Annotated in this window: 12 protein-coding genes; 10 read left to right on the top strand and 2 right to left on the bottom strand. The window is 32.6% G+C overall.

Going from position 1 to position 12,858, the window contains the following annotated elements:
• Window positions 1-43 precede the first annotated feature (43 nt).
• Entirely contained in the window at window positions 44-586 is a 543-nt protein-coding gene (locus DG508_RS11180; protein WP_108868221.1) for an acyl-CoA thioesterase, read from the top strand.
• 59 nt (window positions 587-645) lie between these two features.
• Here the strand turns inward: DG508_RS11180 and DG508_RS11175 are convergent, their stop codons facing one another.
• On the bottom strand, window positions 646-888 hold the full coding sequence (locus DG508_RS11175) for a BF3164 family lipoprotein (protein ID WP_255412562.1): 243 nt from the start codon (window positions 886-888) through the stop codon (window positions 646-648).
• A gap of 170 nt (window positions 889-1,058) precedes the next feature.
• Between DG508_RS11175 and DG508_RS11170 the strand changes: the two genes are divergently transcribed.
• From DG508_RS11170 to DG508_RS11150, 5 genes are all read left to right on the top strand, one after another.
• Window positions 1,059-1,754 (top strand): cyclase family protein, encoded by a 696-nt coding sequence (locus DG508_RS11170; RefSeq protein WP_108868219.1) that lies wholly within the window; start codon window positions 1,059-1,061, stop codon window positions 1,752-1,754.
• Between the two features lie 207 nt (window positions 1,755-1,961).
• Entirely contained in the window at window positions 1,962-4,343 is a 2,382-nt protein-coding gene (locus DG508_RS11165) for a TonB-dependent receptor (protein WP_108868218.1), read from the top strand.
• A 4-nt stretch (window positions 4,344-4,347) separates the two neighbouring features.
• The gene (locus DG508_RS11160; protein ID WP_108868217.1) at window positions 4,348-5,163 is read left to right on the top strand and encodes a DUF4249 domain-containing protein; all 816 of its coding nucleotides are present in this window, start codon (window positions 4,348-4,350) and stop codon (window positions 5,161-5,163) included.
• Between the two features lie 62 nt (window positions 5,164-5,225).
• Window positions 5,226-6,038 (top strand): N-acetylmuramic acid 6-phosphate etherase, encoded by an 813-nt coding sequence (gene murQ, locus DG508_RS11155; protein WP_108868216.1) that lies wholly within the window; start codon window positions 5,226-5,228, stop codon window positions 6,036-6,038.
• A complete protein-coding gene (locus tag DG508_RS11150) occupies window positions 6,028-6,264 on the top strand; it encodes a DUF6095 family protein (RefSeq protein ID WP_108868215.1) in 237 nt (78 codons plus the stop codon). Before murQ ends, DG508_RS11150 begins: the two co-directional genes overlap by 11 nt.
• A gap of 18 nt (window positions 6,265-6,282) precedes the next feature.
• On the opposite strand, the gene DG508_RS11145 is transcribed toward DG508_RS11150, so the two are convergent.
• On the bottom strand, window positions 6,283-6,792 hold the full coding sequence (locus DG508_RS11145) for a DinB family protein (protein ID WP_108868214.1): 510 nt from the start codon (window positions 6,790-6,792) through the stop codon (window positions 6,283-6,285).
• 296 nt (window positions 6,793-7,088) lie between these two features.
• Between DG508_RS11145 and DG508_RS11140 the strand changes: the two genes are divergently transcribed.
• The 4 genes from DG508_RS11140 (at window position 7,089) to DG508_RS21015 (ending at window position 12,692) form a co-directional block, all read left to right on the top strand.
• Complete coding sequence (locus DG508_RS11140; RefSeq protein ID WP_108868213.1) at window positions 7,089-7,907, top strand: hypothetical protein; 819 nt, start codon at window positions 7,089-7,091, stop codon at window positions 7,905-7,907.
• A 164-nt stretch (window positions 7,908-8,071) separates the two neighbouring features.
• A complete protein-coding gene (dinB, locus tag DG508_RS11135) occupies window positions 8,072-9,286 on the top strand; it encodes a DNA polymerase IV (protein ID WP_108868584.1) in 1,215 nt (404 codons plus the stop codon).
• A 27-nt stretch (window positions 9,287-9,313) separates the two neighbouring features.
• The gene (locus DG508_RS11130; RefSeq protein WP_108868212.1) at window positions 9,314-12,274 is read left to right on the top strand and encodes a DNA polymerase III subunit alpha; all 2,961 of its coding nucleotides are present in this window, start codon (window positions 9,314-9,316) and stop codon (window positions 12,272-12,274) included.
• Window positions 12,275-12,479: 205 nt separating this feature from the next.
• Window positions 12,480-12,692 (top strand): hypothetical protein, encoded by a 213-nt coding sequence (locus DG508_RS21015; protein ID WP_159090796.1) that lies wholly within the window; start codon window positions 12,480-12,482, stop codon window positions 12,690-12,692.
• Window positions 12,693-12,858: the final 166 nt, after the last annotated feature.

Raw genomic sequence — 12,858 nt, 5'->3', positions numbered from 1 at the left:
ACTAAAAAGCAGTCTCCTTGTAAACCTTGTAAAATTAAGCGCTATGAAAAAATATAAAACCAATAGAGAAGCCAGAGTAACCATTTCTGAATTGATGCTTCCTTCTCATTCTAATTTTAGTGGTAAAATACATGGTGGTTATATTTTGTCTCTTATGGATCAAATTGCATTCGCATGCGCTTCCAAACATTCAGAAACATATTGTGTTACTGCAAGCGTAGACAAGGTAGACTTCTTAAAACCAATAGAAGTAGGTGAATTAGTAACCCTCAAAGCATCTGTAAATTATGTAGGGAATACATCTATGGTAGTAGGAGTACGTGTAGAATCAGAAAATATACAAACAGGAAAAGTAAAACACTGCAATTCTAGCTATTTTACAATGGTAGCAAAAAACAATAAAGGCAAAAGCACCCCTATCCCTGGATTAATTATAGAAGATAAAACTGCTGTGCGTCGTTTTGTAAGAAGTATCATACGTAAAGAAGAAAGTATTACAAGACGTAATCGATTTAAAGAATCAGAATTCGAGATTGAAGAACATCTGGAAATACTTAATGAATACAATGTACAGGTGAATTTATAAAACATTAAGTATAATTAATGTGAGTAAATAAATATTGACTCATAAAACAGCGTTATTTATCAATGTTTTAAATTATAGATAAACACTTTTTGCTTAGCACTTTCCCACCCTAATTGTTCTGTATGCAATCCGTAAATCATAGTATCCTTATCCACATCAAGAAATTGAATATACCGATCTAAATTGTATATTCTTATTGGGTTTAGGTCATAATCAAACACATAAACCTTACTATTATCTGGGTGATCATTGCTTATCTTTCTTCTTGTATAAAGAGCATAAATGTAATTATCAGACATCACTATGTCATCAAAATGTCTAGCATATAACAAACGATTCTTCCTCTCTCTGTATTATTAAATACCAAACAAATTACCAGCCTTCAACTCTATATTACAAATACAAAATAAGTATTTTTACTTTTTTAGAAATCTCATACAGAACATTACCATTAATTTAAAAAATGAACACGATGACCGAGATTATTGACTTAAGCCAAGAGATTTATGAAGGAATGCCTGTTTATAAAAACCTCCCACAAGTAAAAATGTCAATTCACAACTCACATGAAGAATGGGAAGGTATTAAGAACCCTAAAACAAAAACTCCTGCAGTTCATAAGCTAGAATTAGGAGAGCATACAGGAACCCATGTAGATGCTATAAATCATATGGCACGTGAATATCAAGGACAATCTATAGATACCATGCCTTTATCAATGTTCTATACAGAAGGAATTTGTCTAGATTTATCTCACAAAGGGCTTAAAGAACTAATCGAACCTCATGAGATTGAAAATGCCTGTAAAAAAGAAGAAGTAAGCATCAAAAAAGGAGATACCATACTCTTATACACCAATCATTATAGAAAAACATTTGGCAAAAAAGATTGGGCAAATGGTCCAGGGATTACAGCAGAGTCAGCAAGGTGGCTAGGGGAAAAGAAAATATCAGCTTTTGGAGTTGAAACCATGTCTCCAGGAGTTCCTGGAATATCAAATAAAAAGGTGCACCATATCTGTGGAGAGCTCGGTTTTACACACTACGAGAATATGATTAATCTACACTTACTTATAGGTCGTGGTAGGTTCAGGTTTATTGCCTTACCTCTAAAAATTAAAGGAGGAACAGGTTCTCCTGTTCGAGCAGTTGCTATATTCGAAAATTAAACTCTAAAAAATATCTTTAAAATAACACACACAGAATTAACAAAATAATAATTGTAGAACTCCTAACATATCTTTTCCTTTACAAAACATACAATTCAATCTGTATTATGTTTTAGAGCACTGTTGTCAGAATTAAAAATAGCAGCAAACGGTGATCGATTTTCTAATGCATAACTCAGATTCGGTTAATCAATAAAATAGTTTCTTTTGAAAAAATATATATGCGCTTACCTTGGATTACTGTTCTTATTAACATCATTCTCTATCTACAGTCAAGAGAAATATACACTTAATGGTATTATTTCAGAAAAATCCAGTAATGAAACACTAATTGGTGTCAATGTTTTATTTCCAGAAATAGCAAAAGGAGTCGTTACCAATGAATATGGTTTTTACTCTATAACCCTACCCAAAGGAAAATACAAATTACAAATTAGCTATTTAGGTTTCAAAGACAACATACAAGAAATCGATTTGAATGCAGACAAAAAACTAAACATTCAGCTTACAGAAGCATCAGAAATGCTTGATGAAGTAATTCTTACAGAAAAAACAGAAAAACTAAATATCAAGACCCCTCAAATGAGTATTAATAAACTTACTGCAGGTACCATCAAACAAATACCTGTTGTTTTAGGAGAAGCTGATATTATCAAATCCATCATTCTTTTACCAGGAGTTACTAGTGGTGGTGAGGGTGCCTCTGGATTTAATGTAAGAGGGGGAGCAGCCGATCAAAACCTAATTTTATTAGATGAAGCTATGATTTTTAACTCATCACACCTTTTTGGTTTTTTCTCTGTTTTTAATCCCGACGCTATAAAAGATATAAAACTCTACAAAGGAGGAATTCCTGCAAAATACGGTGGACGCATATCTTCTGTATTAGATATATACCAAAAAGAAGGAAACAGTAAAAAATTTAAAATCAATGGAGGTTTAGGAGCTGTAGCTAGTAGGCTACTCGCAGAAGGTCCTATTGCAAAAGACCGAGGAGCATTTTTGGTAGGAGGAAGAGCATCATACGCGCACTTATTTTTACCTCTTTTTGACAATGATAATATTGCATATTTCTACGATCTAAACACCAAACTCAATTATAAAATTAATGATAACAACAACCTCTATCTATCTGGATATTTTGGTAGAGATGTATTTGCACTAGATGAAATTTTCACAAATACCTATGGCAATACTGTACTTAATCTTAGATGGAATCATCTTTTTTCTGATAAATTATTCTCTAACCTATCCCTTATATACTCTGATTATTTTTACGGATTAGAATTAGATTTTGTAGGATTCAAATGGGATTCTGGTATACGAAACTTTAATCTCAAATACGATTTCAAGCATTATATAAGTGATAATTTTCAACTCAATTACGGAATCAACTCCATTTATTTTAAGTTTAACCCTGGTGAAATTAAACCTAATAACAAAAAATCTGGAATCAATAGAGAAAAACTTATCGATAAATACGCCAATGAATCCGCTGTATATATAGATGCACAGCATAAAATATCAAACAATTTAACACTTCAATACGGCCTTAGAGCAAGTCATTTTATCAGATTTGGGCAAGAAGAATTAAACATATATCAAAATGACAACCCTCTTTCTTATAATCAAGAACTACAATTCTATGAAGGAAACGATCGTATTGGTATCAAAAAATATAGCAGAAGTGATATCATCAAGACTTTTACCAATCTAGAACCCAGAATTACCCTTGCCTACGCTTTTAACAATAACACCTCTATAAAAGCAAGTTATAACAGAATGTCACAATACCTTCACTTACTCTCCAACACCAACTCCCCGACTCCACTAGATGTCTGGACCCCCAGCGGTAAATACATAAAACCACAATTGCTTAATCAATACGCAGTAGGATATTTCAAAAGCATAAACGATGATAAGTACACAATAGAAACAGAATTTTTTTATAAAGACATCAAAAACCGTATTGATTACATTGACAGTGCAAACTTGATCGCTAATAATGCCATCGAACAAGATATTCTTAATGGAAAAGCACGGGCTTATGGTCTAGAATTTTTAGTCAGAAAAAACGAAGGCAAGTTTAAAGGTTGGTTAGCTTATACCCTATCAAGATCTGAGCAAAGAACACTAGGTCGAACAAATCAAGAGCCTGGAATTAATAACGGACAATGGTATAGAACCTCTTATGATAAAACTCATGACATCTCTTTTAATGGAAGTTATGAGATCAATAAAAAATGGAAATTTGGAGCTAATTTTGTGTTTCAAACAGGACAACCTACCAACTACCCCACAGGTCAATTTGAATATCAGGGACTATCAATCCCACTATTTGATGGGCTAAGGAATAGCGAACAACTACCCGCCTATCACAGAGTAGATATATCTGCTACACTTACTCCTAGAAAAAACAAAACAAAAAAATGGAAAGGAGAATGGGTGTTCAGTATTTACAACTTATACAATCGCAAAAATGCAGCATCAATTAATTTTGCAAGAAACAAAGACACTTATGCAAATGAAGCCGTGAGGACTTCAGTTTTTGGTATTATACCTGCGGTAACCTATAATTTTAAATTCTAAAAAAATGAAAAAATTAATAACTCTTATACTTGGAATATTAGTATTGGTAAGCTGTGAAGACGTTGTAGAAGTAGATGTTCCAAACGGAAAACCAAAACTAGTCATCGATGCATCTTTTGAACTATATCTCAATGAAACTCCTATAGAATTTGATCCCAAAGTACGGCTTACTCTTTCTGCTTCATTCTTTGACCAAAACATCCCAGAAGTACAGGGTGCAACAGTTTATATTACCAATACAAACAACAATACAATTATCAATTTTGAGCAAGTACCAGACAGTGGTTTATATGTTCCCGCAGAAGAATTCCCTATCCCTCAATTTGGTACTACCTATGAACTAACAGTAGTGTATAATAACGAAACTTATAAAGCAACAACACAACTTATTCCCACAGTTTCTATTGATAACATAGAACAAGGAGAAAACACCTTATTTGATAATGAAACAGAAATTATAATCTTTTTTACAGACGACGGAACTCGAAATGATTTTTATCTTTTTGACTTTGACTTTAATTTATTCCTGGCAAGTGAAGATCGTTTCTATCAGGGAAAACCATTTAACTTCTCTTATTTTTATGAAGATATGGTAAACGGGCGTGATCTAACTATCAAGATTTTAGGAATCGATAAACGGTATTATAAATATACAAGCTTACTTATTGAGCAAAGTGATCAACAAGGAGGAAATCCTTTTCAAACACCCCCAGCACAATTAAGAGGTAATATCATTAATACCACCAATACAGATAATTATGCATTAGGATATTTTAACCTTTCTGAAGCTAATAAATTTGATATAACAATAAAAAATTAGCATTTCAATATTAAAAAGAAAAGCAAGCCTTTCTCTAAATCAAAAATCAGTATTTTTGAAACATGACTTTTATAAAAACTACTGAGCAAGCTTCAACATATAATCATTTAGAAAAAATGAATATCAATGAATTGCTTACCAACATCAACAAAGAAGACAAAACAGTTCCTGACGCTGTAGAAAAATCAATACCTCAAATCGAAAGTTTGATTACTCAAATAGTACAAAAACTTAAGCAAGGAGGTCGCCTTTTTTATTTAGGTGCTGGAACAAGTGGTCGATTAGGTATTGTAGATGCTAGTGAATGCCCTCCTACTTTTGGCGTTCCTCATGATGTTGTTATAGGATTAATTGCTGGAGGTGATCCCGCAATCAGAAAATCAGTAGAATATGCAGAAGATAGTATTGAACAAGGCTGGAAAGACCTTGAAGAGCATAATATTTCAAAAAATGATGTTGTAATTGGTATTGCCGCATCAGGAACCACTCCATACGTTATTCATGCATTACAACATTGTAACAAAAATAATATAACGACTGGATGCATTACATGCAATGAAGGAAGTCCCTTGGCGACCACTGCACAATTTCCTATTGTAGTTACAGTAGGCCCAGAGTTTGTAACTGGAAGCTCTCGTATGAAAGCAGGAACAGCCCAGAAATTAGTATTGAATATGATTTCTACAGCCACTATGATCCAATTAGGTCATGTAAAAGGCAATAAAATGGTTGATATGCAACTAAGCAATAACAAATTAGTTGACAGAGGGGTACGAATGATCATGGAAGAATTGACCATCAACTATGAGCAAGCAGAAAAATTGTTGAAACAGTACAAAAGTGTACGCAATGCAATAAAAAATTATGGAGCCTAAAAGAACAGACAAAGAATTATTAGGCAAAGGCGTACAACGTATGGCAATTGCTTTTATTTTCATGTTTATCAGTCCAGTGATTATTCATTCTGCTTTCAAAAACCAAGACCACCCATTATATATCCCAATATTAATAGTAGGAATAATTGGTGCTGCCTTTGCCATATTTATGGCTTTTAGAGGTCTAAAAACTATCATGGAATCAATGTTTGGCAAAAAAAAGTAACCCTATACTATACCTTGACTATATCCCCTCTCTTTTATTGATAGGAGTTGTAGGATTATATCCAAATTCTGGAATTTCTATACGCACCCCTAAACGATCAAGAATATAACCAATAGTAGCATAATGATGTACCGCATGGCTATTTGCATGCAAAAGGATACTCTCTAAAGTATAATTAACAGTCACCTTTCCTTTCCCCATATTATCTGTGACATGAATCAGGTATCCCGTGTTTACATCAATATAAGAAACTAATGTCTCTTGAAGTTTGTATATGTATTCTATTGCAACCTCCTTATTGGTCGCTAATAATTCATCCCGTTTACGAGCAGTAAGATCAATATTATTAGAGTCTAATCCACTAATAATACAATCAAAGAAATCAAGCGTATGACGTATATGAGAACCTATACTCGAATAATACGGACCTACAGAATTGTTTTGATATGTACTGGTATCTATAGCCTTAAGTAAAGCAATCGCATTATTAAGATTATGATTTATTGAAGATATAACTAATTGTTTCATAAGGTATTTAGACGTAAGATACGTAATTAACTTACAAAGCAATACTACAAATCATTAATTTATTTTTTAAAAATTACGGAAAAACATAATATTACATATATACCTTCGTTTCTATTAGCACACACAGAATATAAACCCCTATTTTCTCATACACAGTAGGACATTTATCACCTTTATTAAGGTTTTACCGTAAAAATTAAGATAAAATGCGCATTTTATCGATTAATGACGTTTTTTCTTGGAGTTTACTAATAAAATATTGTATTATTGTTGTGTGATTTAAAAGCCCCAAAAGAATGAAAAAAATTGCACTCCCCATAGTATTGTTATTTCTTATCCCAACAACTAATGCACAAGATGCATATGAAGATGCCTTAACAGCTGCCAGTTATGCATACTCACATAGTAAGAAAGCACATGGGGCGAATAACGTTTTCCACACTCAGGAATATGCAGACAAAGCCATAACCGCTTTCATTAAAGTAGAAGATTTATCTGATAAATGTGATTGCAAACCAGCAAATGAAACTGCATACCAAGCTCGAGTAGACATGGAAAGCTCATTAGAACAAGATACTTATGAGCGTAGTAGATATTATGCCAAACGTGCTAAAGAACTAGGAGCCAAACTTCTAGAACAACTTACCTCTTGCCAAGCTAACGGCGCTAGCTACTCTAATACAGAAGAAGCATCTATCGAAGAGGATAATGCATTAGCTGAAGCAACGCAAGAAGTAGCAAATAAACAAAAAGAATTAGAAGCAAAACGTCGTCAATTAGAAATCGAACAACAAAAGCTAGAACAACGAATAGCTGAACAAAATAAAATAAAAGCTGAATTTGAAGCAAAACGAGCTGCTGAATTAGAAAAACAATCCCTTATAAAATCAAAAGCAGAACAAGCTCTTCAAAAATTAGAAAACGCACTACAAGAATTAAGTGTTGTACTAAATGAAGAATCCAAATTCGAGGCACAATCCGATTACGTACGAAGTGAAAACGAGTTGAAAAACGAATCTCTCGATGATACAAAAAACTTCTATGTAAATAGAGCAAAAGAACTAACCCAAACCGCTATGCAACAATTTGCCACCTATAATATGGCAGAAAATTAATCAATACTGAATTTTATTTTGTAGCCCCAAAATAAAATTTTTTCGGAAACGGCACCTTTTCTAAGGTGTCGTTTTTTTTTATCTCTTTTGTGAATAAAAAATTCACATCAACACACAATTAAATGGAATTATTCCTTAATTTTGGAATAATTCCATATTATTTTATATTGAGAACTATACTACACCTTGACCTAGATACATTCTACGTATCCGTAGAACGCATGATTAATAGCACCTTACAAAAAAAACCTCTGCTAGTTGGTGGAGTCAGCGATAGAGGTGTTGTAGCCGCCTGTAGCTATGAGACACGATCCTATGGTATCCACTCTGGTATGTCTATGAAAATAGCCAAAGAACTCTGTCCTGAAGCTATTGTTATAAAAGGAAATGCCAGTACATACAGTAAATACTCTGACCAAGTTACAGAAATAATCAAAGAGAATGTCCCCGTATTTGAAAAATCAAGTATCGATGAATTCTATGCTGACTTATCAGGTATGGATAAATTCTTTGGTACTTATAAATACTCACTAGAATTGAGACAAAAAATAATTACCGAAACTGGACTTCCTATTTCCTTTGGTCTCTCTAGTAACAAAGTAGTATCCAAAGTAGCTACCAATGAAGCCAAACCTAATAATCAATTAAAAATAGATTTTGGCACAGAGAAGCCATTTCTCGCTCCTTTATCAGTTAAAAAAATACCAATGGTAGGCAACAAAACCTATCAAACCTTGCGCAACTTAGGGGTTCGCTATATAAAAACCGTTCAAGATATGCCTCCTGATCTTATGAAAAAAGTACTAGGCGCAAATGGAGTAACCATATGGAAAAGAGCAAACGGAATAGATAATACTCCCGTTATTGCTTTTTCTGAACGTAAATCAATATCTACAGAAAGAACATTTGATAAAGATACGACCAACATACATATGCTCAGAAACCTACTCATAGCAATGACAGAAAATCTCTCCTACCAATTGCGTAGAGGAAATAAGCTAACAGCATGTATTGCCATAAAAATTCGATACTCTGATTTTAACACCTATACCAAACAAATTAAAATACCATATACCAGTGCAGATCATATTCTTATTCCTAAAATTCTAGAATTATTTGAAAAACTATATCAAAAGCGATTACTAATCAGATTAATAGGTATACGATACAGTCACCTAGTCAGTGGTAATTATCAAATTAACCTATTTGATGATAATCAAAAGCAACTTAACCTATACCAAGCACTAGATACCATAAGAGGTCGATACGGTGATCGTAGTGTTATCAGAGCTGCTGCTATAGGAGCATCCACCATAGGCAGAATGCAAAACCCATTCGATGGAAAACCGCCAATTGTGTTAGCGCACAGAAAACAATAATCAGGAGTAAAAATAAAAATCCCTATTATGTATCTCAACTGCCATTCATACTATAGTTTACGCTATGGAACTTTTTCTGAAATAGATCTTCTTGAACTAGCAAAAAAAAATAATATCGACTGTCTTGCACTAACTGATATCAATAACACATCTGCCTGTTTAAATTTTATTAGAAAAGCAAAAGAATATCATATCAAACCAATTATAGGTATCGATTTCAGAAACAATCATCAACCTTTATATGTAGGGCTTGCCAAAAATAATGAAGGATACAAAGAGTTAAATGATTTTTTATCACACTATTCTCATCAAAAAATTGATTTTCCAGAAATAGCTCCATCCTTCAAAAATGCATACATTATATACCCTTCTAAACAAATAATAGCATTAAAAAAAACTCATTTTACTGCCAATGAATTCATAGGCATATCTCAAAAAGAAATTACCAACCTTTATCTATCAGGTCTATATAAACAGATACACAAACTCGTAATACTACAACCTGTCACTTTCAGAAACAAAAAAGATTTTAATGCCCATCGCTTATTAAGAGCTATTGACAATAATATATTATTAAGTCGTTTACCCAATGGTCAACAAGCCTGCTTCTCTGAGCAAATGATTTCTAATCAAGAAATAAAAGCATTGTTCTCTGAATTTGATATCATCATAAAAAATACACTTACAGTTCAAAACAAATGTCATATAGATTTTAATTTTTCAAAAAACAATACTCCTTTAAATCAAAAAACATACACCAGTAGCATACAAAAAGACAATGATCTCCTAGAAAAATTATGTCAGCAAGGACTTACATACCGATATCCTAATCCCGAAAAAAAGGTCATAGATCGATTAAAAAAAGAACTTGCATTGATCAAAAAAATGAAATTTGTTTCCTATTTCTTAATCAATTGGAGGATTATAACCTATGCCCAAAATAAAGGGTACTATTATGTAGGGCGTGGTAGTGGAGCAAATAGTATTGTAGCCTACCTGCTTCGTATTACAGATGTAGACCCAATAGAATTAGATTTATATTTTGAACGATTTATTAACACACATCGTACCAGCCCTCCTGATTTTGATATTGATTTTTCATGGAAAGACAGACAAGATATAACCCGATTTATTTTTCAAGAATTTGATAATGTAGCACTACTAGGCACCTACATTACTTTTCACTATAAAGGAGCTGTAAGAGAATTAGGAAAAGTATTTGGCCTTCCAAAATTTGAAATTGATAAATTAAGTGATGATAAATATAACAATACAAATCTTGATCAAATTCAAAAATTAGTAATCCAATATAGTAACCTTATCAAAGGGATGCCAAATTATCTCAGCATTCATGCTAGTGGAATACTGATCAGTGAGGATCCTTTGCATTACTATTCTGCTACAAACCTCCCTCCAAAAGGGTTTCCAACTGTACAGTATGATATGATTATTGCAGAAGACTTAGGGCTCTATAAATTTGATATTCTAGGGCAACGAGGATTAGCAAAAATAAAAGATGCTATCAAGATTATAGAATACAATCAGCCAAATGCTCCCATTTTTGATATTCATGATATCAAAAAATTCAAAAAAGATAAAAAAATAAATGGTTTAATACGAGATGCTAAATGTCTTGCCTGTTTCTATGTAGAATCCCCAGCAATGCGCATGTTATTAGCCAAACTAAAAACAGACAATTACCTTGGGCTTGTTGCAGCAAGTTCAATTATTCGACCAGGAGTAGCCAAGAGTGGAATGATGCGTGAATATATTTTACGAGAACACAATATAGAGCGAAGAAAAAACTCGCACCCAATTATGCTTAATTTAATGAATGAAACTCATGGTATCATGGTCTATCAAGAAGATGTGATCAAAGTAGCTCATTTCTTTGCAAAACTCACTCTAGATGAAGCAGACGTATTACGTCGTGGAATGAGCGGAAAATTCAGATCGCGAAAAGAATTTAAGGAAGTAAAAAATAGATTTATCAGTAATTGTAGAAATGAAGGCTATCAAGAACCTCTTATCTATGAAATATGGGATCAAATAGCTAGTTTTGCTGGATACGCCTTTCCAAAAGGGCACTCCGCATCTTATGCTGTAGAAAGCTATCAAAGCCTATTTCTCAAAGCCTACTTCCCATTAGAATACCTAGTTGCTACTTTAAATAATGGAGGAGGTTTTTATCATCCCGAAGTATATCTACATGAAGCACACATCTTAGGAGCAAACATACACCCTCCTTGTATCAACATCAGCAAGTATGAACACACATTGAGAGGTAATCATATTTATATAGGTCTAATGATGCTAAGAAATTTAGACAGTAAGACATCAGAAATAATTTTAACAAATCGATACGATCAAGGCCCTTATACATCATTAGATAATTTTATAAACAGAGTACAAATCAGTATAGAACAAATTAGTATTCTTATCAAGATTGATGCATTTAGATTTACCAATAAAAATAAGCATGAATTATTATGGGAAACACATCTTACATTAAATAAATCCACTTCAAATACTCAAATTCAAACATTACTATTCAATCCAAAACCTACTGAACACAAGTTACCCAAACTAAAAATAGCCAAATTAGAAACTATATTCGAACAAATTGAAGCCTTTGGTTTCCCTATTTTTGGGTATTATCAATTATTAAGTTCACCCCCTAAAAATACAACTAGTGCAAATCAACTCAATAACTATAAAAACAAACATATAGATATCTATGGATATCTTATTGCAATGAAAAATACCAAAACACATACAGGTAAACGTATGAGTTTTGCTACATTTTTAGATCAATTTGGAAATATTTTTGATACGGTGTTATTTCCCAAAGTTCAAGAAAAGTACAGATTAAGAACCAAAGGTATCTATCGAATTTATGGTAAAGTTGTAGAAGAGTTTGATTTTTTAAGTATAGAAGTTATTAAAATACAAAAACAAGACTATATACAAGACCCTAGGTACACATAAGTTAAAAATAATAACTTAATCATTCCTTCCTTAGAATGTAGTACATCTTCTTTTTAGGTTCTGGTAAAAAAGAAGGTTTTCACAACAAATTGAAAAAAAATCAAACCTCCTATAATTGAATAATTCTACTTTCTCACAAAAAATGCTTCAAATTTTATAACTTCATATCATCTTAAAAAAATAGTAACCTCTTAAATTAATCATTATGTATAAGAAAATTTTAGCTTTGAAAGGTGTCAGACAACTAAGTAAAACTGATCAATCTATAATTAAAGGTAGCAGTTCTACATATTTTAACAACTGTAGGCCTGGAGGAGGGTATACTGGTCAAAGTTGTAACACATCTGATCAATGTAGGCCTTTTGAACCAGGATTTCCTGTATTCTGTTCTCATGGTTGCTGTTATGGTGCCTTCTAATTAAATCTATATATAATAATGTAAAGATTTCTCATTTCAAAATAGATTAATAATAAGATTAGGGCATAAAAAAAACCCTTCATATTTCTATGAAGGGTTTCAAGGAAGGCGGCGACCTACTCTCCCACGATTGTAGTACCATTGGCGCTATCAGGCTTAACTTCTC

It is taken from the genome of Aquimarina aquimarini (assembly GCF_900299535.1).
Taxonomy (GTDB): domain Bacteria; phylum Bacteroidota; class Bacteroidia; order Flavobacteriales; family Flavobacteriaceae; genus Aquimarina; species Aquimarina aquimarini.
Note: the sequence above shows the minus strand (reverse complement) of the source record. Positions and strands in the feature narration are given on the sequence as shown.

What these genes read in the sequence shown, in the direction of transcription:
- murQ (WP_108868216.1), top strand. Translation starts at nt 5,226, where the DNA reads ATGACTTTTATAAAAACTACTGAGCAAGCTTCAACATATAATCATTTA.
- DG508_RS21015 (WP_159090796.1), top strand. Translation starts at nt 12,480, where the DNA reads ATGTATAAGAAAATTTTAGCTTTGAAAGGTGTCAGACAACTAAGTAAA.
- DG508_RS11130 (WP_108868212.1), top strand. Translation starts at nt 9,314, where the DNA reads ATGTATCTCAACTGCCATTCATACTATAGTTTACGCTATGGAACTTTT.
- DG508_RS11170 (WP_108868219.1), top strand. Translation starts at nt 1,059, where the DNA reads ATGACCGAGATTATTGACTTAAGCCAAGAGATTTATGAAGGAATGCCT.
- DG508_RS11160 (WP_108868217.1), top strand. Translation starts at nt 4,348, where the DNA reads ATGAAAAAATTAATAACTCTTATACTTGGAATATTAGTATTGGTAAGC.
- DG508_RS11180 (WP_108868221.1), top strand. Translation starts at nt 44, where the DNA reads ATGAAAAAATATAAAACCAATAGAGAAGCCAGAGTAACCATTTCTGAA.
- DG508_RS11150 (WP_108868215.1), top strand. Translation starts at nt 6,028, where the DNA reads ATGGAGCCTAAAAGAACAGACAAAGAATTATTAGGCAAAGGCGTACAA.
- DG508_RS11145 (WP_108868214.1), bottom strand. Translation starts at nt 6,792, where the DNA reads ATGAAACAATTAGTTATATCTTCAATAAATCATAATCTTAATAATGCG.
- DG508_RS11140 (WP_108868213.1), top strand. Translation starts at nt 7,089, where the DNA reads ATGAAAAAAATTGCACTCCCCATAGTATTGTTATTTCTTATCCCAACA.